The sequence below is a fragment of the Serratia sp. HNCC26DJ206 genome, from assembly GCF_057180605.1.
In genome coordinates this window covers 83,553-104,741 of the sequence record NZ_JBXUGP010000021.1, presented here as the reverse complement: position 1 = coordinate 104,741, position 21,189 = coordinate 83,553, and the positions used below count along the sequence as shown (strand labels likewise).

The 21,189-nt window shown below is 50.0% G+C and carries 16 protein-coding genes; 7 read left to right on the top strand and 9 right to left on the bottom strand.

Features of this window, described 5'->3' with window-relative positions:
- Positions 1-59: 59 nt before the first annotated feature.
- The 4 genes from AC2A1E_RS15430 to acs all read right to left on the bottom strand — a co-directional run bounded on the left by AC2A1E_RS15430 (position 60) and on the right by acs (position 6,696).
- Positions 60-2,099, bottom strand: a complete 2,040-nt coding sequence (locus AC2A1E_RS15430) for a glycoside hydrolase family 3 protein (RefSeq protein WP_484384473.1) — start codon at positions 2,097-2,099, stop codon at positions 60-62.
- Positions 2,100-2,507: 408 nt separating this feature from the next.
- On the bottom strand, positions 2,508-4,160 hold the full coding sequence (gene actP, locus AC2A1E_RS15425) for a cation/acetate symporter ActP (protein ID WP_473188967.1): 1,653 nt from the start codon (positions 4,158-4,160) through the stop codon (positions 2,508-2,510).
- Positions 4,157-4,468: a DUF485 domain-containing protein gene (locus tag AC2A1E_RS15420; RefSeq protein WP_473188966.1), complete on the bottom strand. Its 312-nt coding sequence runs from the start codon at positions 4,466-4,468 to the stop codon at positions 4,157-4,159. Before AC2A1E_RS15420 ends, actP begins: the two co-directional genes overlap by 4 nt.
- A gap of 269 nt (positions 4,469-4,737) precedes the next feature.
- Entirely contained in the window at positions 4,738-6,696 is a 1,959-nt protein-coding gene (acs, locus tag AC2A1E_RS15415; protein ID WP_484384472.1) for an acetate--CoA ligase, read from the bottom strand.
- An 854-nt stretch (positions 6,697-7,550) separates the two neighbouring features.
- Here acs and gltP point away from each other — a divergent pair.
- A complete protein-coding gene (gltP, locus tag AC2A1E_RS15410; protein ID WP_484384471.1) occupies positions 7,551-8,867 on the top strand; it encodes a glutamate/aspartate:proton symporter GltP in 1,317 nt (438 codons plus the stop codon).
- Between the two features lie 50 nt (positions 8,868-8,917).
- Here gltP and AC2A1E_RS15405 read toward each other — a convergent pair whose 3' ends face one another.
- On the bottom strand, positions 8,918-9,442 hold the full coding sequence (locus tag AC2A1E_RS15405) for a metal-dependent hydrolase (RefSeq protein WP_484384470.1): 525 nt from the start codon (positions 9,440-9,442) through the stop codon (positions 8,918-8,920).
- A gap of 139 nt (positions 9,443-9,581) precedes the next feature.
- Between AC2A1E_RS15405 and AC2A1E_RS15400 the strand changes: the two genes are divergently transcribed.
- The 4 genes from AC2A1E_RS15400 to AC2A1E_RS15385 all read left to right on the top strand — a co-directional run bounded on the left by AC2A1E_RS15400 (position 9,582) and on the right by AC2A1E_RS15385 (position 15,598).
- On the top strand, positions 9,582-11,843 hold the full coding sequence (locus tag AC2A1E_RS15400; RefSeq protein WP_484384469.1) for an FAD-dependent oxidoreductase: 2,262 nt from the start codon (positions 9,582-9,584) through the stop codon (positions 11,841-11,843).
- A 214-nt stretch (positions 11,844-12,057) separates the two neighbouring features.
- Positions 12,058-13,833, top strand: a complete 1,776-nt coding sequence (locus AC2A1E_RS15395) for a glycosyl hydrolase family 28 protein (RefSeq protein WP_484384468.1) — start codon at positions 12,058-12,060, stop codon at positions 13,831-13,833.
- Between the two features lie 299 nt (positions 13,834-14,132).
- Positions 14,133-15,014: a fumarylacetoacetate hydrolase family protein gene (locus tag AC2A1E_RS15390; RefSeq protein WP_484384467.1), complete on the top strand. Its 882-nt coding sequence runs from the start codon at positions 14,133-14,135 to the stop codon at positions 15,012-15,014.
- 146 nt (positions 15,015-15,160) lie between these two features.
- On the top strand, positions 15,161-15,598 hold the full coding sequence (locus AC2A1E_RS15385) for a hypothetical protein (RefSeq protein WP_484384466.1): 438 nt from the start codon (positions 15,161-15,163) through the stop codon (positions 15,596-15,598).
- 103 nt (positions 15,599-15,701) lie between these two features.
- On the opposite strand, the gene AC2A1E_RS15380 is transcribed toward AC2A1E_RS15385, so the two are convergent.
- The 4 genes from AC2A1E_RS15380 to AC2A1E_RS15365 form a co-directional block, all read right to left on the bottom strand.
- Positions 15,702-16,865 (bottom strand): nucleotidyltransferase family protein, encoded by a 1,164-nt coding sequence (locus AC2A1E_RS15380; RefSeq protein ID WP_484384465.1) that lies wholly within the window; start codon positions 16,863-16,865, stop codon positions 15,702-15,704.
- Between the two features lie 31 nt (positions 16,866-16,896).
- The gene (locus AC2A1E_RS15375; protein ID WP_484384464.1) at positions 16,897-17,232 is read right to left on the bottom strand and encodes an STAS domain-containing protein; all 336 of its coding nucleotides are present in this window, start codon (positions 17,230-17,232) and stop codon (positions 16,897-16,899) included.
- Positions 17,233-17,848: 616 nt separating this feature from the next.
- Positions 17,849-18,652 carry a helix-turn-helix domain-containing protein gene (locus tag AC2A1E_RS15370; protein ID WP_484384463.1) on the bottom strand — a complete coding sequence of 268 codons (804 nt, stop codon included), beginning with the start codon at positions 18,650-18,652 and terminating at the stop codon, positions 17,849-17,851.
- 321 nt (positions 18,653-18,973) lie between these two features.
- Complete coding sequence (locus AC2A1E_RS15365) at positions 18,974-19,291, bottom strand: FaeA/PapI family transcriptional regulator (protein WP_484384462.1); 318 nt, start codon at positions 19,289-19,291, stop codon at positions 18,974-18,976.
- A 755-nt stretch (positions 19,292-20,046) separates the two neighbouring features.
- Here AC2A1E_RS15365 and AC2A1E_RS15360 point away from each other — a divergent pair.
- Together AC2A1E_RS15360 and AC2A1E_RS15355 are read left to right on the top strand one after the other, a co-directional pair.
- Positions 20,047-20,580 (top strand): fimbrial protein, encoded by a 534-nt coding sequence (locus tag AC2A1E_RS15360; RefSeq protein WP_484384461.1) that lies wholly within the window; start codon positions 20,047-20,049, stop codon positions 20,578-20,580.
- A gap of 69 nt (positions 20,581-20,649) precedes the next feature.
- Positions 20,650-21,183, top strand: a complete 534-nt coding sequence (locus AC2A1E_RS15355; protein WP_484384460.1) for a fimbrial protein — start codon at positions 20,650-20,652, stop codon at positions 21,181-21,183.
- Positions 21,184-21,189: the final 6 nt, after the last annotated feature.

Genomic DNA, 21,189 nt, shown 5'->3' with positions numbered 1-21,189 from the left:
CAAAGCAGAAGGCCATCCGCAAGGATGGCCTTTTTGCGTTTTAGAATTCACATTGGGGATTACAGACTCATCCCTGCATGAATCGGGTAGAGCGGATTTACAGAGTCGTGTGGCACATCTTCTTTTTGTTGCAAAACAGCATCCCAATTTGAAGGCAGTTCAAACGGTAATTTGCCCTCAGGTTTTGCCTTGCCACTGATAATATCGAAGAGTGTTGCATCAGAGCTGCCGAAGTTGGCCAATAAAACATCCGTTTTATCGACGATATTGGTGAGTATTGCCGGACGATCGAGATAAATTGAAGTGACAGTCGGGATCCCCTGAAGCTTCACCTGTTTGATGATCTGGTAATCAGCACTGCCGCTGTAGATACCCGGTTTCTCATCTAATACCACGCTTGCCTGATCGTCAAACCCCAGTTGCCCAAAATGCACGGAGCCAAACGGATAGTGTGGATCTGTCTGGTAAGGTGTATTCACGCGTATCACCGCAATATCGGCCGCTTCTGGTGTGCTAACAACGGTTAGCCCATAGCTGGCCGCCACTTCGGCATTCACGTTATACAGGAAGACCTTTTTACCCGTAAGTGACATGGGTAACAGGCTACTGTCGTTTTTCAACAAGACGTGTGAGCGGCGCTGCGCGTCAGTGGCCTGCTGTTGGAAATCATTGTTACCGACAAGCGTTGCGGCAGCAGTTTCATCAACATAGGGATTTTCGAACAGACCAAGGGCGAATTTTTGTTTCAGTATCCTGACGACGGACTCATCAAGACGCGTGGTGGTGATTTGCTGCTCCTCCACAGCTGCGATTAAGTCGCTGGGATCGCTGGTCCCGCCAAACTGATCGATACCGGCATCCACGGCTTTAACGACTCGCTCCTGACGCGTTAGGGTTTCAACGCCCCAAGGCATACCGAAGGGAACGATAGCGAAAGGTGAAATACCTGTGGCGACGTCTGCATCACTCATACCGGTAATACATGTGCCTTCACAGTCTGACAAAATTCCCCAATCACTCAGGATCACGCCGTCAAAAGCGTAACGCCCGCGGAGAATGTCTGTCAGAACCTGTTTGTTAAAACCGAACCCAACGGACTCAATGAGCGCATCTTTATACCAAAGATCGACCGGTTGGCCGTAATAAGGCATAACCGAGGCCACTTTCGCGGCAAATGCCCCTTCAAAAGGCACCAGGTGATACTCAAAGTCGTCCCCTGGGTAGACCTGCTCTTTACCGTAGTCGTTGTGAGGATCCAAACCTTTCAACTGTGGCCCACCGCCAGCGAAGTGTTTTACTACGGTAATGACACTGTCTTTATTCAGACCGGTGTTACCGTTTTGGAAACCCTCAATATAGGCCTGAGTCATTCTCTTCGAGATCTGGTTATCTTCACCGAATGTTCCGTTGATTCTTCCCCACCGCGGTTCGGTCGCCAGATCGGCTTGAGGAGACAAAGCCATCTGGATCCCTACTGCCCGATACTCTTTCCGAGCGATATCACCGAATTTTTTCATTAGCTCTACGTCATCGATCGCGGCGAACCCCAGCGTTTCAGGCCATTGGGAAAAACTGCCCGCGACAATGCTGGTTGCATTCGGATCGTTGGTAAAATGATTTCTAGGGTCAGTACTGATGATAATAGGAATGCCGAGACGAGTTCCCTCGGCGACTTGCTGTACCTGGTTATTATCATGGGAAATGTAGTTAGGATTGCCAGCCATACGCGTGATGAACGTATTTACGGCATTATCGATAATATCTTTCTTAACCGTTTCAACGTCGACACGCTCTGAAGAGAGTGGCAACGTTCCATGCATCATTAACCCGGCTTTCTCGGCGGTGGTCATCAGTGATGCCAGATTGTTGGCACGGGTTGTGGCATCCAAACGCCAATCTTCATAAGGGTCGAGCTTATTGTTCTTGTTGAGATCTTTGAACTTCAGACCACCGATTTCCAACAGTTTTACGTCCCGATAACCTAAGTCTGCCTGTTTGGCATTGCCAGTATTTACCGTATCGCTATCATTACACCCACTAAGACCCAGAGCCATAAAACTCGCCAAAGACATTGCAGTACCGATCTTTCCTATTTGCATTGATCTATCTCCATTTTAGTGACAAAACGGCCAGAAGCAGGTCATTAGCCCACCATCAGATTTTTTTCCCTAAAAGAAACAACGAAATAGTTTGGATACTTCCCAACGAAAAAATATGTAGAAACACTGACTATGCTAACGATCTATTTTTTCGGACTATAAAATAAATAGCTGTTGATATATGAGATAGAGTTCAACCTTTGGACAATTGCTTTTCAGCCTTTGGTCATTTTTTCTGAAGAGTAACGAGGTTTTTTAGCGGATCTAGGAGGTTTTTAAATCGTGACGCATATTTTATGCGTGAATAATTTCACAAAGAAAAAGATATCACCTTTTCTTGGCGATCCTACAGTGGTTTTCCCTTTTGATAAGAAAGGCTCCCGAAGGAGCCTTTGGTAATCAGTAATATCAATGCTTTGAACTCTGAGATATACCCAGCCCGGTTTGCGAACGCACAAACTGGAAGCGGAAGCGCTCACGCTCTTGCTGCCCAGTAAGGGAACTGTCGGTAACCGAGAAGAACCAGGTGCCAATAAAGGCAACTGCCATTGAGAACAGCGCTGGATACTCATACGGATAGATAGGTTTGGCATGACCAAGGATCTGTACCCAGATGGTTGGGCCGAGGATCATCAGGATCACTGCGGTCAACAGGCCGAGCCAACCCCCGATCATCGCCCCACGGGTTGTCAGGCGTGACCAGTACATGGAAAGAATAATGATCGGGAAGTTACAGCTGGCGGCGATGGAAAATGCCAAGCCAACCATAAAGGCGATATTCTGCTTTTCAAACAGAATACCCAGAGCGATGGCGACGATCCCCAAGACCAAGACGGTGATCTTGGAGACTTTAAGTTCATTACGTTCAGTCGCTTTACCGTCTTTAATAACGCAAGAGTACAGATCGTGAGAAACCGCAGAAGCGCCTGCCAGAGTCAATCCGGCAACTACCGCCAGAATGGTGGCGAACGCGACGGCAGAGATAAAGCCGAGGAAGAAGTTACCGCCCACGGCGTTAGCCAAGTGCACCGCAGCCATATTGTTGCCGCCCAACAAGGCTCCACTGGCATCCTTGAACGCTGGGTTAGCGCTGACTAGCAGGATCGCGCCAAAGCCGATAATAAAGGTCAGGATATAGAAGTAACCGATAAAACCGGTGGCATACAACACGCTTTTACGCGCTTCTTTAGCATCGTTAACGGTGAAGAAACGCATCAGAATATGCGGCAAACCCGCGGTACCGAACATCAGTGCCAGGCCGAGAGAGAGCGCCGATATTGGATCGGAAACCAGTCCGCCAGGGCTCATGATGGCAATCCCTTTCGGATGGACCTTCACGGCTTCGCTAAACAGGGTATTGAAGTTAAAGTTTACCGACTTCATAACCATCAGAGCCATAAAGCTGGCGCCTGCCAACAGCAGCACGGCCTTGATGATTTGTACCCAAGTGGTAGCCAGCATGCCGCCAAACAGCACGTATAACACCATCAATATACCGACCAGTATTACGGCGATATGGTAGTTGAGGCCAAATAACAGCTGGATCAGTTTGCCTGCGCCGACCATCTGAGCGATCAGATACAGCGCCACCACCACCAGTGAGCCACAGGCGGAAAGGGTACGGATGGGTTTTTGTTTAAGCCGGTAAGAGGCAACGTCGGCGAAAGTATAACGCCCGAGGTTGCGCAAGCGTTCGGCAATCAGGAACAGAATGATTGGCCAACCAATCAGGAAGCCGATGGAATAAATCAGCCCGTCATAGCCGGAGGTATACACCAACGCTGAGATACCGAGGAACGACGCGGCAGACATAAAGTCACCGGCAATCGCCAACCCGTTTTGCAGCCCGGTAATGCGGCCACCTGCCGTGTAGTAATCTCCACGGGAGCGGGTGCGTTTAGAAGCCCAGTAAGTGATATAGAGAGTAGCGCCCACAAACAGGACGAACATGACAATGGCCTGGATGTTCAGCGGCTGGCGTTGTACCTCACCCCCAATCGCATCAGCATGGCTCAGGCCCGGTAATGCCAGCAGGGTGAGAGCGGATATCAGGCGCTTCATTGCTGCACCTCGCGCAGGACTTCGGCGTTAAGACGATCGAATTCACCGTTAGCGCGGTAAACATAAATCCCGGTCAAAACAAAAGAGATCACGATCAGCCCCACACCGATCGGGATCCCACGGGTAATGGTCGATCCTGCGGCGATCGGCGTACCCAACCAATGCGGATTGAAGGCGATCAGAAGAATAAAGCCAACGTACAATGTGAGTGTGATCAGCGAAAGGAGCCAGGCGAAACGGCTGCGTTTTCGTACCAATTCCTTGAAGCGCGGGTTTTCCTCAATCCTTTGATAAATGTTGTCATTCATCTGAGTCTCTCCAGTTGGTATTGATCGAGTACGTCGCGCTATACCCGTCATACTTCAGGTTGCAGGTGTGTTGGCTGCACTCGTTCACCCCAGTCACATAGTTTATCTAAGCTCCTGGGGCCTCACGAGCTTGCCGCCTTCCTGCAACTCGAATTATTTAGGGTATATACCTCTCATTTTCCAAGCACGGCCTTACGGCACCTTGAAATCAGTCGGGTATACAAGCCGTTCACCCCGTGATTGCAGGTGAACGGCCGGGGCGGCGCAAATTAGGATGGAACTTTAATTGATTGTTTTTCTTCCAACAGCTTGTCGACTACAGCTGGATCTGCCAGCGTTGAGGTATCCCCCAGGTTGCTGATATCACCGGCAGCAATTTTGCGCAGAATACGCCGCATGATCTTGCCGGAGCGCGTTTTCGGTAATGAATCGGTCCAATGGAGAACATCTGGCGTGGCGAGCGGCCCGATCTCTTTGCGTACCCAGTTACGTACCTCGGTATAGAGCTCCGGCGTGGGTTCTTCACCGTGATTCAGCGTGATATAGGCATAAATCGCCTGGCCTTTGATGTGATGTGGAATACCCACCACCGCGGCCTCGGCAATTTTCGGGTGAGCAACCAGCGCAGATTCGATCTCTGCGGTACCCAGACGGTGGCCGGAGACGTTCAGCACGTCATCAACGCGGCCGGTGATCCAGTAATAGCCATCTTCGTCACGGCGGGCGCCGTCGCCGCTGAAATACATGCCTTTGAAGGTAGAGAAGTAAGTCTGCTCGAAGCGATCGTGGTCACCGAACAGGGTGCGTGCCTGGCCTGGCCAGGAGTCGGTGATCACCAGATTACCCTCGCTGGCCCCTTCCTGTGGTGTACCCATGTTGTCCACCAGCGCAGGCTGAACGCCAAAGAACGGGCGCGTGGCGGAACCGGCTTTCAGTTCGGTGGCACCTGGCAACGGGGTGATCATGAAACCGCCGGTTTCGGTCTGCCACCAGGTATCGACGATCGGGCATTTACCGTTACCAATCTTGTTGTAATACCAGTCCCAGGCTTCCGGGTTGATGGGCTCACCGACCGACCCCATGATGCGCAGCGAATCGCGCTTGGTGCCTTCGATGGCCTTGTCACCTTCAGCCATCAACGCACGGATTGCGGTGGGGGCGGTGTACAGAATATTGACCTGATGTTTATCAACCACCTGTGACAGGCGGTTCACACCGGGATAGTTTGGCACGCCTTCAAACATCAGCGTGATTGCGCCACAGGCCAGCGGGCCATACAGCAGATAACTGTGGCCGGTAACCCAGCCTACGTCGGCGGTACACCAGTAGATATCGCCATCGTGATAATCGAAGACATATTTGAACGTCAACGCGGCGTAAACCAGATAGCCACCGGTTGTGTGCACGACGCCCTTTGGCTTGCCGGTAGAACCGGAGGTATAAAGGATAAACAAAGGATCTTCAGCGTTCATCTCTTCCGGCGGGCAGTCGGCGGCAACGCCTGCGATCAATTCATGCCACCACAGGTCGCGCCCTTCCTGCCAGTAGCCCGGTTTGCCGGTACGCTGGAAGACCACCACATTGCTGATGCTTTTCACTCCAGGGTTTTGCAGCGCATCGTCCACGTTCTTTTTCAGCGGCACGGAACGGCCGGCGCGCAGCCCTTCATCGGCGGTGATCACCAGTTTAGCGTTACAGTCGATAATACGGCCGGCCACGGCTTCCGGTGAGAAACCGCCAAAGATCACGGTATGTATGGCACCAATACGAGCACAGGCCAGCATCGCGACGGCGGCTTCCGGCACCATCGGCATATAAATAGCGACGACATCGCCTTTTTTCACCCCAAGCTTTTTCAGCACGTTGGCGAACTGGCAGACATCATGATGTAACTGTTTATAGGTGACCTTTTTCGATTGGGTTGGATCATCACCTTCCCAGATAATGGCGGTTTGATCGCCGCGATTGGCCAAATGACGATCCAGGCAATTCGCTGACAGGTTCAGCGTACCGTCTTCGAACCAGCGGATACTGATATGGCCGGGATCGAATGAGGTGTTCTTCACTTTGGTATAGGGCTTGATCCAATCCACGATCTTGCCGTGCTCCCCCCAGAATGCTTCCGGGTCTTGCACAGACTGTTGATAATACTGTTGATATTGCTCCGGGTTAATCAGGGCTCGTTCTGCAATTGCAGACGGAATGGCGTGTTTAGGCAGTTGGCTCATGGTTTTTCTCCTTAGAATTGTTAATAATATGTCAACTGATGGTTATGTATAGTTTGCTCTAATTCTTTGTTCCTTTTTTGCGCGGCGGATCACGCAACGAAGATATTGATTTGTAATAGTTACTGCTGTAATTGCGTGATGGATCTGCTTGGTTGACGGTGAAAAACCCTTAATGCAGGGGTTTTCCTTAAAAAACTTTTTAAATAACCAAAAAGAGTTAGCATTAAGAAACGGACTTTTTTGGTTGAAGGGGATGGAGTGCTATAAGTATGGAATATATTTCTATTTAAACTATTTTTAATTCGGGCTATGAATAACTTTTGCGATTCTTAACTACCAAACGATCTTTATTCTCTACTCTTGGGAATATAATTATTAGCCAGTAAAAGCGTTATAAGACCTTTCTTCTCCGTATAAAACCCGCTCTCATTATGGTGCTTAAGCTAGCAACTTTGTTTCATTTTGTAAACTATTAATTAACAAAATATAAACATTTCATTTGGACTAATTATGCAAGAAGGATGAAAAATAACGCATTTTCATTTTGTTTGAAAATTGTTCGATTCAGTGTGCATGTGATCTTTTAGCACTAATATTATGTTTTTAAGAACAAGCAATTATGTTGCCATTCATTTTTATCTTGCTTATTTTTCATTCTGAAAAGTCTATAAGCCAGATAAAACAAGGCTTGCAGAACAGGGGCTCCAGATGGTACAGATTTATATTGCGCTGCATGAGGGGCAAGCGAGCGTATGGTTTTAATTAGCATAAGCCCGTATTAAATGATTAAGTATTCCATCTGAAGCTATTGTTTGTTAAATACTTTGGAGAGGAGTCTGTGAGGGATTTTCGGTATGAAGAGTGTAAAAATTAGCCTGGCTTGGCAAATTCTGATTGCGTTGGTATTAGGGATTATATTAGGTGCCGTATTACATAATCAGACCGAGTCACGGGAGTGGCTGGTCAATAATATACTGAGTCCGGCCGGTGATATCTTTATTCGTCTAATTAAGATGATTGTGGTGCCTATTGTTATTTCCACGCTGATTGTGGGGATTGCTGGTGTTGGCGACACCAAAAAGTTAGGCCGTATTGGATTGAAAACCATTATCTATTTTGAAGTGATTACCACCATTGCCATTGTGCTTGGGGTGACATTGGCTAATGTTTTTCAACCCGGGCACGGTATCGACATGTCGGCGCTGACCGCGGTGGATATCTCCAAATATGAAAGAACCACGGAACAGGTACAGAGCGGCTCACACAGCCTGGTGGCCACTATCCTGTCGCTGATCCCTTCAAACGTCTTTGCATCCATTGCTAAAGGCGACATGTTACCGATCATCTTCTTCTCGGTGCTGTTTGGCTTGGGCCTTTCCTCACTGCCGAAAGAGACCAAAGAGCCGCTACTGAAGGTGTTCAAGGCGGTTTCTGAAAGCATGTTCAAAGTGACGCACATGATCATGCGTTATGCGCCGATCGGGGTGTTTGGCTTGATTTCAGTGACGGTAGCGAACTTTGGTTTTGCTTCGCTGCTGCCGCTGGCCAAGCTGGTGGTGCTGGTTTATTTCGCCATTGCCTTCTTTGCCCTGGTGGTTCTGGGCATTGTGGCGCGGATATGTAACCTGCGTATCTGGACGTTGATCCGCATCCTGAAAGAGGAACTGATTCTGGCTTACTCGACCGCCAGTTCAGAGACCGTGCTGCCACGCATTATTGAAAAGATGGAGGCTTATGGCGCGCCGAAGTCGATCACCAGCTTTGTGGTACCCACCGGTTACTCTTTCAACCTGGATGGTTCCACCTTGTATCAGAGTATCGCCGCCATTTTCATTGCGCAGCTGTACGGCATTGAGCTGTCGCTGGGGCAGGAGATCATTCTGGTGCTGACGCTGATGGTGACCTCAAAAGGGATCGCTGGCGTTCCTGGCGTGTCCTTTGTGGTGCTGCTGGCGACGCTAGGCAGCGTGGGGATCCCGTTGGAAGGTTTGGCGTTTATCGCCGGTGTGGATCGTATCTTGGATATGGCGCGTACCGCATTGAACGTGGTGGGCAACGCTCTGGCGGTGTTGGTGATCGCCAAGTGGGAAAACCAGTTCGATCATGAGAAATCACTGGCCTACGAGCGGGAGTTCCTGGCTGGCAAGGTGAAAGCGGTCAGTCAGTCTTAACCCCCTCAAAAACACCGGTAAACCCGCTAACGGCGGGTTTACCGGCACCATCATCGCATCTTGCGCCAGGCAATCAGCACGGTCATCAGGATAAGCCCTGGCAACCACACCCACTGCAATTCCGAAACCATCACCGCATGGCCTGACGGCGTCAGGTATTTCGCCAGATTGAATGGAGCCACCCGAATCACCTGCCAGGGCGCGAAGAAGCGTTCATCGCTCCACGGCCACAGCCAACCAACGCCTTTACCGCCGGTGGTGATCGAATCCAGCAGGCTGTGCGACAGCAGTGAAACAAACAGGAAGAACCCGCTTTTCAGCGGCGGTGCTTTAAACCATCGGCACAGCAGCAAAGCCAATGTGGGCATTAGCGCAGCAAAAAATAGCGAATGCGTAAAGCCGCGATGGCCAAACGCGTTGCCATAAGCGACGCCAAATTTAAATGCCAGCACGTCGGCATCGGGCAACATGGCCAAGACAACGCCAGCGAATAGCAGGCGCGGCGGGATGATTTTTTGCCCCAGCCCCAATCCGAGGCATAGCGGGACCGCTGCGTGAGTGATGATCGTTGGCATGATTGTCTTCCGTGATTTGAGCTTAGTATTGCGCCCGCTGTTTTATCACAATCACACCGCGATTACCTACTTTGGCTACCGCAAGCCCCGAGCGTGATATAACAATACGTCATTGAGCATCATGGAGAGGGTTCTGACTATGTGGGATGTCATCGTCATTGGTTCAGGGATTGGCGGGCTCACCAGCGCCGGGCTGTTGGCGGGTGTCGGTGATAAAAAGGTCCTGGTGTTAGAAAAACACTCAGAACCCGGTGGGCTGACCCATGTTTTTCGTCGTGATGGCGCATCCTGGGATGTCGGCCTGCACTATATCGGCAATGTTGAGCCCGACTCTAAAACCCGGCAGCTATTTGATTGGCTTTCCTATGGCGAATTGAAATGGAATAAACTCCCTGACGATTTTGACCGCTTTATCTACCCAGATTTCCAGTTCAACGTACCTTCCGATCCCGCTGTATATAAAGCGCGTTTAATCGCCCATTTTCCCGCTGAAGCCAGGGCGATCAACCGCTATTTCCGCGATATCAACCTCTGCTCTCTTTGGGCCACCATGGGGTTTGTCCGCGCCTTTGTGCCACAGAAAGTCGCCCCTATCGTAGGGGTGTTACAGCGGTTAACCAGCCGTAAATCGCTCCAGACTACCCAGCAATATATGGAGAACAACTTTCGTTCCCCGCTGTTACGCGCCGTGTTAGTCAGCCAGTGGGGCGATTATGGTTTGCCTCCAGCCAAGAGTGCTTTTGCGATTCATGCGCAGATCGTAAAGCACTACTTGAATGGCGCTTGGTATCCGCAAGGCGGCGCTGGCCGTATCGCGCGAACGTTTGAAAAACGAATAGAAAACCACGGCGGGGCGATACGTGTCAGCCAGCAAGCGGTGGCGATCGTGATCGAAAATGGTCGGGCCGCTGGGGTAAAGGTGATCGATAGAAGAAGCGGCGAACCACGCGAAGTTATTTATCGCGCGCCCACAATTATCTCCAATATTGGTTTAGAGAATACGTTTCAACATTTATTGCCGACGGATGGCGAAATCGGTGGTAAAACGGCGGCGATTCGCGAACTGATTGAACGGCTAAAAGACAGCGGCGTATCTGCCGTCACACTGTATTTGCGCTTGAAGGCACCGGTTTCTACTCTCGGTGTGCAGGGCGAAAACTATTGGATTAATACCCGTACCGACTATAGCGATCTGAGTTCGCACTCCGAAAATGTGATGAAAGGCCAGCCCGCGCACATCTATGTCTCTTTCCCTTCTGCCAAAGCGGGTGATGATCGATTCCATACGGCGGAAATCATCTCCTTTGTGCAGCCTGATGCGTTCTCTGCCTGGCAAGATTCTTCTAAAGGGCAGCGTGGCAATGATTATGCGGAACAGAAAAACAGGGTGGCCGAAGGATTATTGCGATTGGCAGAAACATCGTTGCCCGGTTTAACGCAGTTGGTGAGCTATTCTGAGCTGTCTACGCCTTTAACGATGGAACACTATACTTCGCATCCCCGGGGCGGTTTCTACGGATTGCCCGCCACCCCAGAACGCTATCGAGCCTATTTTTTAGGGGCCACCACGCCGATTCCGGGGTTATATATTTCCGGCACTGACGCCGGATGCTTAGGGATCGTTGGCGCGCTGATGGGCGGTGTCGGTGCTGCATCACAAGCCATGGGGGCCAGAGGGTATAATTTGATTCAGGCGGCGCTGAAAGAAGAGCTTCCACCTTTACCTACCTATCCGTTGCCGGCGGAAAAGCAGCGTGCCGTATTAATCAATAAAACGCCGCTTACCGCCACCATTTGGCATCTTCATTTTGAGTTGGGCTCACCGCTTGCCGCTTTTGAACCGGGGCAATTTGGCCGCCTGCGCGTCGCCGATTACGAATGGCGTGATTATTCAATTGCCCGTGCTGAGGGGAGAACGGTTGAATTAGTGATCGATACCCGCACCGGCGGCGATGGCTCTGTTTTCGTCAGGAATGCCGCCATTGGGCAGCAGACCGAGATTGAACTCCCGCTGGGCCATTATGCTTTGGTGAAAAACGCCAACCGCAAAGTGTTTATTGCCACCGGCACGGGATTAGCGCCATTTTTACCGATGTTTAGCCAGCTTGTACGGGAAGGGAATATCAATATGGCCGAGCTGTTTTTTGGCTGCCGGACGTTGGCTGATGATATTACCGGCCATTTTTCCCCGTTACCGCCAGCTAAAACAGTCTGCCTCAGTAGGGTAGAGGTTATTCCTGATGGCGCATTTAAAGGTAGAGTCACCGAGGCGCTCAATAACCTGTATTTTGACCCGGCTACTACGGATTTTTATGTTTGTGGTTCAGCCGCCATGGTGATGGATTGCCAATCTTTACTGGAAGCTAGGGGAGCAAAAAATCTTTTTATCGAGGTTTATTAGATCTTGCCCTACGTAGTTTTTGACTCAAATCATGAAATAATAAAACAACAAAACTAATTTAATGAAACAATGTTTCTTTATTTGGAGAGAGGTGGCAAAGAGGATAGTATTCAATGCGCTGTAGCGATATTGACCACTCCTCCAGTGATAAGGGATCCCCATGAGAATACCGTATCCACCTTCCACGATGACTTTTAAGGCAACGCTTCTATTTATGGCGACCAGTTTGATGGCAATAACTCCGCAGGCTTCTGCTGCTCTGAATAAACCGGCACCACAGCAACTTCAGGTGCCAACGTTGGCGGCCGACGACAGCAGCCTGGTGCTGGTGTGGAAAACGCCGGAAGATACCCGTGATATCGTCGACTATCTGGTTTATGAAGATGGCAAACTGCTGGGCAAAGCCAGTGAGAACAGCGATCGATTTTCACCCGCCAAGCCTTATATCAATCATTTCTACGCTAACGACAAAGATAATTTCTCGCAGCGGATTGTGATCCAGAATTTCAAAGTCACTGGCCTAAAACCAGACAGCCAATATTCGTTTACCGTCAAAGCGCTCTATGCCGACGGCTCGCAGTCGGGCGCTAGTGAAAGCATTACGGCCAAAACTACGCCGCTACCTTTCGTGATCAAAATCACCGATTTTGGTGCCAAAGGCGACGGCACCACGCTGAATACCAAAGCGATTCAGCGGGCGATCGACGCTTGTCAGCCCGGCTGCCGGGTTGATATTCCGGCGGGGATCTACAAAACCGGGGCGCTGTGGCTGAAAAGTGATATGACGCTTAACCTGCAAGCGGGATCGACCCTGCTCGGCTCAGAGGACCCGGCGGATTATCCACCGGCCTACCGGCTGTACGGTTATTCCACCGAAATGCGTCCGGCCTCGTTGATCAATGCTATCGATCCTGAACATGTGGAGCCCGGCACCTTCCGCAATATCCGCATCGTCGGGCCCGGCATCATCGATGGCAATGGCTGGCTACGTCAAAAAACGGCTGAGTTGGTTGATGAAGTGGGCAACCGCCTACCGCAATATATTTCCAGCAGAAACAGCAAGGTGCATGAAGATGGGATCCTGGCTAAACATCAGGTCGCCAAAGCGGTGGCCGAAGGTGTGCCGCTACAGATCGCCTACGGGCAGCGCCGCTCAAGCCTGGTGACGCTGCGTGGCGTAGAGAATGTTTATCTGGCGGATTTCACGGCGCGTAACCCGGCATTCCACGGCATTATGCTGCTGGAAAGTCACAATGTGGCGGCCAATAACCTGATCCATCAAACCTTTGATGCTAACAACGGCGATGGGATTGAGTTCGGTAATAGCCAGAACGTGATGGTGATGAATAACTTTTTTGATACCGGCGATGACTGCATTAACTTCGCGGCGGGAACCGGTGAAAAAGCGCGTGAGCAACCGCCGATGAAAGGGGCTTGGTTATTCAACAACTACCTGCGTAGAGGGCATGGCGCTATTGTAACAGGCAGCCACACCGGTGCCTGGATTGAGGACATTCTGGCCGAAAATAATGTCATCTACCTCACCCAGGTCGGCCTGCGCGCCAAGAGCACCACGGATATCGGCGGTGGGGCCCGCAACGTGACGTTCCGTAATAATGCCATGAAGGACATTGCGCGCCAGCCGGTGATCCTGACCTTGAATTACTCGGATCCTAACGCCAAGATTGATTATCCGGCGGCGAAGCAACCGGCGCAGTTTTACAATTTCCTGGTGCAGAACGTGACGGTGCAGGGCTCGCAGGAAGATCACCCTGCCATTGAGATCAAGGGCAACAGCGAGAAAAATGCCTGGCATCGGCAGGTGCATTTTGACAACGTGCGCTTTAATAACGTGCCGCCCACTGCGATCAGCGATTTGGAAGACAGCCAGTTCGACCGGGTGGTTTTCAGTCAGTTGCGCGGTGATACCCCTTGGCATTTCAGCGCTATCAGGAACGTGACCATCGATGGTAAACCGGTAACGCCTTAACGCAGCGCAATGCACGTTTAACATTATTAAAGGCAGGGGATTTTCATCTGCCTCAGGCTACTGACAAAGCCTGTTATTAGGGAGAGCGTACCGAAGGGGTCGTAGCGGCGTAAGCCGCCGGAGTGCCCCTCGGTGCGCTAGGCCCGGGTATCTCGGGCTTAAAAACCACTTTGTCATCAACCTTAGGCAGGACATTTTCCCCTGCCTTTGTCGTCCTCATGGCTAGAATGAAAACTCTTGCAGTCCTTTCCGATCGGCCTACATTAAAACCCGATGGATGCCAATAAAAGGACTGAATAATGAAATTAGCGACGTTACAGAAAAACCATGAAGCCAGTTTTGTGGCGCTGATCGACGCTGCACGGGCGCGTTACTGGCCGGTGGCTGAAATTATGCCGGGCCTGGCAGTAAATATGAACCAACTGCTGTGTCAGTGGGAAAGGATCAAAAGTGACTTAGTGCCTAAAGGGGAAGGCTACCCGCTGGTGGACGTCAGCATTTGTGCTCCACTGCTCCCCGCACGTAACATTTTTTGCATCGGCAAAAACTATCGCGAGCATGCCGCTGAGTTCAGCAAATCGGGCTTTGACCATAGCGCAAAAGCCGATGAGGTAGCGCCAGAGTTTGCCGTGGTGTTCACCAAAACGCCAGAAACCGTGATTGCTAGCGGTGCCAAAATCCCACGCCATGCGCAAGTCACCGATCAGTTGGATTATGAGGCTGAGTTGGCAGTGATTATTGGTAAGGGCGGCCGTGGCATCAGCAAGGCCGATGCGCTCGATCACGTCTGGGGTTACACCATTATTAATGACGTCACCGCCCGTGATTTACAAAAAAATCATCGTCAGTGGTTTATGGGGAAGTCGCTGGACGGGTTTTGCCCGATGGGGCCATGGCTGGTGTCGGCGGATGAAATCGATCTTACCTCGGTGGCCATACAGTGTTGGGTCAACGGTGAACTACGCCAAAATTCCAATATCCGCGATCTGATTTTTGATATTCCGTCATTAATCGCCACCTTATCTGCCGGTATCGAACTGAAACCAGGCGATATTATTGCAACCGGAACGCCAGCTGGGGTGGGGGTTGGTTTCACGCCGCCACGCTTCTTGCAGACCGGTGATGTCGTGCGCATTGAGATCGAGGGGATCGGCCGCTTAGAAAATGAAGTGGGCCAATGAGTGAGTGCCCCTGATTATTGGGTTGTGCCTGATTTCCCTTTAATTGGGACTCGGAGAGGGCTAAGAGGCTTTGTCCCCTCCTCGTTATACAAACGGCCAGCAATTACACCCATCTTTATACAGGCTGAACAGATAGGATGCAGCGCATGACTCGCCGTACTTACGATATTATTGCCGTTGTTACTATAGTTTTGATGGTGTTAGTGTTTAGCTTGCTTTTTCGGCAATGGAGTAATCTCGATTACCAGATTGCTTTTATCTATTATCTAGCGACGGTTGCAGGTGCAGTTCTGCTTACCGTGTTTTTTAAACCTCCGGCTTTTTTTCAGAGCGGTGTTGCTGTGGCTATAACGCTGTCATTCTTCATTTATCCCATTTTCTTGTCGAAAGAACTCGGCTATGGTTTTGCATGGAGAATGATTGACCATCTGTTTTCTTTACCGGTGGCGGTGGTGGGGTTAGCTCTGTCTTTAGTGTTGGTTATAAAGTATATGAAGAGCTCGGTATATCATGCTTTCTTTGTTCCTTTGGTAACGCTTACCGCTGCTTTTACAGGCATGGCTATCTTCACTGGCAATATATAATCACCCGTGAAACGTGCTTGTTTCTCCCTATAAATGGCGCAACTGCAGGCTCACAATAATGTAGCACATTAGCGGAGCCTGCATTCGCCTTGGCGACCAGCGCTTATGACAAGGTATCTTTGGTGAGCAGCTCTTTGAATAACGACTTCTCCGCCGTGATAATGTCTGTGCGCCGTTTATCATCAATGAGCCAGTTCAATCCTGCATCAGACAAATCGATGGCAGTGCCGTCCGGTGAAATCACTTTCCCGGCAAAAATCATCTGCTGGTATAGCTGTGCAATTCCACCGACCCGGGTGTAATCAGCCACAAAGCTTTGATCGACCACGGCACCTTGCTCCAATAGACAACCGGCGCCAATAATCGCAGGCCCCCTGATGGTCACTCCTGGTTGTATTTCGGTACTGCTGCCAATATAGACCGGCCCTTCAATATCCAGGTTGGCAAAATCGGCTTTAACGTTAAGCCCGCACCAGATTTGCGGCGCAACCTGAATGCCCGGCATCGGATAATCCGGCAGTTCCCGATTAAGGATCATGCGGTTCACATGCCAGAAGTCCTGCAATGAGCCAATGTCTACCCACTGGAATGGCAAGGCAATACCGTAGAAAGGAACGCCTAACTCAGCCAGTTTAGGGAACAACTGGCTGCCAATATCATATTCAACGCCATCAGGAATATAGTTGAATATCTCGGGTTCAAACACATAGATCCCCGTATTGGCATTGTTTGATAACGCCTCTTCTGCTTTAGGTTTTTCCTGAAACTTACTGACTCGGCCTTGGTCATCGGTGACGACAATCCCGTATTTACTCACTTGATCGGCTGGCACAGGGCGCATGATCAGGGTAGCGACACTTTTTCTGGCCCGATGAAAAGCCAATACCTGGTCGAAGTCCACATCAATTAATGCGTCACCACACACCACGACAAAAGTGTCATCAAAAAAGCCCGAGAAATTCTGGATGTGCTTCATGCCACCGGCGGAGCCCAGCACGTTATCAACAAAGGTATTCCCTTCCATCACCCCTTCGTAGGAGTAACCCATTTCCACTCCCCAGGCATGACCATCGCGGAAATAATTCTCGATATCTGCGGAAAGGTAGCTGGTATTGACCATTAACTGATTAAATCCATACTCTCTTAAATGCTCAACGATCGACTCCATAATCGGCTTGCGGATTAATGGGATCATTGGCTTTGGCAATATGGTGGTCAGCGGTCTGGCTCTGGTTCCTTTACCTGCGGCAAGAATCATGGCTTTCATAATGAATATTCCTTGTTAATCAAGGTGCTAATTAGCACATTTGTTGTAATGCATTGCTTTGATCAGCGCCGATAGTAAATATTTTATCCATCCGGGTTAGCTTGAACATACTGTGGATATTGTTGTTCAGTGAGCAGACCGCGAGCTCACCTTTGCCATGTAAGGCTTTCAGAAGAGAAACCAGAGCGCCTAAAAAACTGCTGTCGATGAAATCAACCTGAGCGAAATCCAGCAAAATATTGTGGGTCCCCTGCGTAATCATGGCTTGTATATCTGCCTTAAACTGAGCAGAAACCGATGCATCCAACCGCCTGTCCAAAAGAGTAACAACCAATACATTGCCAATTGACTGAGTTTCAAAGTTCATTCTTTCTTCCTTACCATACCGTTGGGAGTGGGAAAACAGCTATTACGTTAGCTCACCAGTAAAGAAATATCGTTACTCAAGGCCACAGATCCATGCCGAGTATCACTTTGCGGTTCATCTGTTTGTGTTGGATACCAGTAACGCCATAGTCGTTGTATTTGCCGCAAACGTAACATAGGCAGAGGAGATAAACCGCCATGCGGTCAGCCGTTTTGCTGTCACCGGCAAGTTATCTTCTATTTGCTGATCGGTGCGTGGAGGCTTTTCGCGAGGTATTTCTGGCATCAGGCGGTGTCCCTCCATGTCACATCGTCACGGTTGGCGGTCATTTGGCAACGCATCCGTCGCAGGGCATAAACATGGTGATATCCAATGTTCCTGAGCGTTCCCTAGACAGGCCTTTGACTATTAATAACGGTATTAAGCGTAGCACAGAGTTCTAGCCTTTCAATTCGTGGCCCGGATGGGGCTTGATACAGGAAGGAATTGGTTGAATGCAGTGGGAGCGTCGTGATAGCAGCAGGATGTTAACGGCAAGTGGACGCCCGTAGACGTCCATTTATAAAGAGTGGAAAAATCATTGTCCTTACCTGTCCTTGGCTAAAGGATGCAGGCGTCAAACCGTTTTGGCCATTGAAGCGCATAACCTGGGTGCATGCTTGGGCTGGTTGCGGGTCTTTGACCGTTGATGTCGGGCTGAGGCCGGATACGAGTTGTTTATCTCCCGTACGATTAGCTGCGTCGGCGATAGATACCCGGTTTCTGTTGGTATCTCTGGTTGCGGCGCCAAAAGGTGCATTTCCGCCAGTGCCCGTTCGTTTAAATAGCGCCCTCCTCCCTGAAGGAGCCATTGATACAGTTCCTGATTACACTTGAAATTCAGTTTCCGCATGGCACTTTGCTTGTGGGCATTAGCCGTTTTCACGTTGATGGCTAAATGTGCGCCGGTATCACGCCCGTTCATCCCACGGTAGATACAGCGTAAAACATCCATTTCCCGTGGCGTCAACGGGGACATACACGGGCAATCATGGTGAAACGGCCCTGACGGCAGAGGGGGCGAAGACAAGACGGAATCCAACAGATCAAACAAGGAAAACAGAGTCTGGTGACGGTACAGTGTCCCCGCATGGCATTTTTCGCACTGTAGTCCGCGTTTGAATACGCTTTTGCTCCGCCCTTGAGGTTTGATAAAAAACATCATCGGATGGCAATTCCGTTGATGTAATCGGTAAAGCCACGGAGGGCTGGTGATGAGATCACCCAAGAAAATGAGGTCAATCGGGTCATCAGTGTGTGCTTCATCCAGCAGATGAATGTCTTGGCCGCGAGACTGGAAAAAACCCTGCAACCCTAGGCGCAGGCCATAGGTAAAATAGCGGTCGGCATCGATTATCAGGATGGAGAGTGGCTGTGCCATGATACGGAGTCCTTTCTACCAGGGGGTCTGTTATACGGTGAGATACTCGCCATACTTCAAGCTGCATGTGCGTTGGCTTTGTTACTCGGCCCGTCCGTGGGCCTCGCCCCAATGGGGCCGCTGCAAGCAGCACTCAAACCTGCTCCTGGCAGATTCTTCGCTTACCCATGTCACAGCGTTATCTATGCTCTAGGGTTCTCCGGCTTGCTGCCTTCCTGAAACTCGAATTATTGAGAGTATAAGAGAGAGACAGGTACTGTAATGGGTGAGTATCAGTGAAAAATAAAGGTGAAACAGATGTCTGAAGGTCAGTCAGTGTATTTAATTTTCTGCCGTGGCGGACTGTATCTCCCTTTTTTCATGCTGCTTAGACCGTGGGGCTGATTCGGCGATGTACCAGCGTAAACTGTTATTGAGTGAGCCTGAGGTAACATAAGCCTTTTTATCATCAACTAATCTCAGCAGATAGTAACGTGCAAGATAAATGGTAATTTCACAGTATTCCGCTATCTCCCGAGTTTTGGGCCAATTTACTTGTGGGGGGATGGCTGAGTGGTGAACATCGCGCTTGCATAGGGCCCGTAGGGCATTAAGTACATTATTAAGCTGCTGTTCTCTTTCTTTATTGTGATAAGACATATTTCACTACCTCCTTTTAATGTGTCTTGATAGAGATTGATGAGGGGGATTAATCTTGCTCTGCGGATGTTTTCTCTCTGTGGCTGCTAAGGAAAATCATCTAAAACCAAAGCATCTTTGCCACTTGCATGAGGCATTAGTTCTCCACCCTAAGCTACCATAGGTTATTGTTTTGTAAAAATGAAATTTACGATCAATGAAATCGTCCGTATCCATTTTTGCAGAATTAAATTCTGATTAATCTGGTTTTGCGACCAGTGTTGTCGCAATAGGAAAATTCTTGCTAAAAATTAAGACTTTTATGGCGAAATTGCGTTATTCAGAAAAAATACTTTCAAAATTCAGGGGCGTTTGCAATAATTTTTCCGAAGACAGGTATGTGATATGTCTTATGAAATAGCGGGTAGAGTTTCCCCCTTTTAATGTATTAGTATTCGATAGATAAAACGGGTGCTGACTTTTTTATAGTGTGAAATTCGTCCTTTTAGGGCTGTTGCGTAGACCATTATTTTACCTTTTTGCTTTGTTCATTGGATGAAGCACCGGAAGAGTGTTGCTTTTTTTCTGGTGTGCCGCCCCTTCGAAAATAAAGGGGAAGGAAAGGAAGCCTTCTTTTATATCAAATGAAAGGATGCTGCCAAGTATATCAACCAACGTCCAAATTAAACTGTAACGAACGCTCGGTACGGTTTTTATTGTGACGGAATTATATACCTGGATCTCTCGTTAATTAACGTTTTAAGGATAAAGAAAACATGAAACTGAATAACATTGCGCTGGCTACGATTTTGTCTCTGGGAATGGTGTCTTTGGCAAATGCTGATGCCGGTTCAGGTAAAGTCAATTTCGTAGGCAAGATCATCGATGCCCCTTGCTCCATTGCACCAGAAAGCCTTGATCAGACCAAAAGCTTCGGTCAGGTAGCCAACGTGGCCCTGGTGAACGGCGGTAAATCCAGCGTATTGAACTTTGATATCAAGCTGCAAGGTTGCGATATCTCCAGCAAGAACAAGGTGCAGGTGACTTTCGGTGGCCCAAATGGTGGCGCTACGGGTAACACCAATACGCTGCTGGCCATCACCGGTGCCCAGGGGGCGAGTATTGCCATGTTCGACGGTTCTAACCAACCGATCAAACTGGGCACTGCAACTACCGTGCAAAACCTGCTGGCGGGTGCTAACACCCTGAGTTTCTCTGCTTATCTGCAGGGGCATGCCGGTACTACGTTGGCGGATATCGAGGAAGGTGACTTCACCTCGACCACCAACTTTACGTTGGCATACAACTAAGATTGGACGTGGCTGCATGCGGTTCCCGTATGCAGCCTTTGTTTCCTTTGTCCGTAACGGGAGTCAGGGATGTCAGGGAATACGTTTACTACTGCCACGTTGCTGTTACTGGTGGGCGCTGTCACCGTGCTGCCAGCCTGGGGGAATAGCCGCCTTAACATGAACGGGGCGATCGTTGCCACCGCCTGCGATATCGATACCAAGAGCCGTGACCAGACCATCGATATGGGTACGCTGCCCTTCGATCAGGTGGTTAATAACAGCCAGGCATTGGCACGCCCATTCAGTATCGGCCTGGTGAACTGCGCGCTGAAACACGTCGGCGACAATATCCTCGGCGGGCAGCATTTCCGGGTCACGTTTGACGGCCGCAATGAGGATGGCCGCTTCGGGGTTGATGGCGAAGCTCGTGGCGTGGCGCTGGTCTTGAGCGATGCGCGGGGCAATGAGGCCGTTCCCGGTATAGAACTACCCGAGCAGACGCCGGTATTGCAGGCCAAGGAAATGCGCCTGAACTACACCGCCCGTATGGTAAGCAACAACCAACCGTTGCAGACCGGCACCTATACCGCTCTGGTGCGTTACCAACTCGAGTATTACTGAGTCGTA

What these genes read in the sequence shown, in the direction of transcription:
- AC2A1E_RS15385 (WP_484384466.1), top strand. Translation starts at nt 15,161, where the DNA reads ATGACTCGCCGTACTTACGATATTATTGCCGTTGTTACTATAGTTTTG.
- AC2A1E_RS15395 (WP_484384468.1), top strand. Translation starts at nt 12,058, where the DNA reads ATGGCGACCAGTTTGATGGCAATAACTCCGCAGGCTTCTGCTGCTCTG.
- acs (WP_484384472.1), bottom strand. Translation starts at nt 6,696, where the DNA reads ATGAGCCAACTGCCTAAACACGCCATTCCGTCTGCAATTGCAGAACGA.
- AC2A1E_RS15375 (WP_484384464.1), bottom strand. Translation starts at nt 17,232, where the DNA reads ATGAACTTTGAAACTCAGTCAATTGGCAATGTATTGGTTGTTACTCTT.
- AC2A1E_RS15430 (WP_484384473.1), bottom strand. Translation starts at nt 2,099, where the DNA reads ATGCAAATAGGAAAGATCGGTACTGCAATGTCTTTGGCGAGTTTTATG.
- AC2A1E_RS15365 (WP_484384462.1), bottom strand. Translation starts at nt 19,291, where the DNA reads ATGTCTTATCACAATAAAGAAAGAGAACAGCAGCTTAATAATGTACTT.
- AC2A1E_RS15400 (WP_484384469.1), top strand. Translation starts at nt 9,582, where the DNA reads ATGTGGGATGTCATCGTCATTGGTTCAGGGATTGGCGGGCTCACCAGC.
- AC2A1E_RS15420 (WP_473188966.1), bottom strand. Translation starts at nt 4,468, where the DNA reads ATGAATGACAACATTTATCAAAGGATTGAGGAAAACCCGCGCTTCAAG.
- AC2A1E_RS15360 (WP_484384461.1), top strand. Translation starts at nt 20,047, where the DNA reads ATGAAACTGAATAACATTGCGCTGGCTACGATTTTGTCTCTGGGAATG.
- AC2A1E_RS15370 (WP_484384463.1), bottom strand. Translation starts at nt 18,652, where the DNA reads ATGGCACAGCCACTCTCCATCCTGATAATCGATGCCGACCGCTATTTT.
- AC2A1E_RS15355 (WP_484384460.1), top strand. Translation starts at nt 20,650, where the DNA reads ATGTCAGGGAATACGTTTACTACTGCCACGTTGCTGTTACTGGTGGGC.
- AC2A1E_RS15390 (WP_484384467.1), top strand. Translation starts at nt 14,133, where the DNA reads ATGAAATTAGCGACGTTACAGAAAAACCATGAAGCCAGTTTTGTGGCG.
- AC2A1E_RS15405 (WP_484384470.1), bottom strand. Translation starts at nt 9,442, where the DNA reads ATGCCAACGATCATCACTCACGCAGCGGTCCCGCTATGCCTCGGATTG.
- actP (WP_473188967.1), bottom strand. Translation starts at nt 4,160, where the DNA reads ATGAAGCGCCTGATATCCGCTCTCACCCTGCTGGCATTACCGGGCCTG.
- gltP (WP_484384471.1), top strand. Translation starts at nt 7,551, where the DNA reads ATGAAGAGTGTAAAAATTAGCCTGGCTTGGCAAATTCTGATTGCGTTG.
- AC2A1E_RS15380 (WP_484384465.1), bottom strand. Translation starts at nt 16,865, where the DNA reads ATGAAAGCCATGATTCTTGCCGCAGGTAAAGGAACCAGAGCCAGACCG.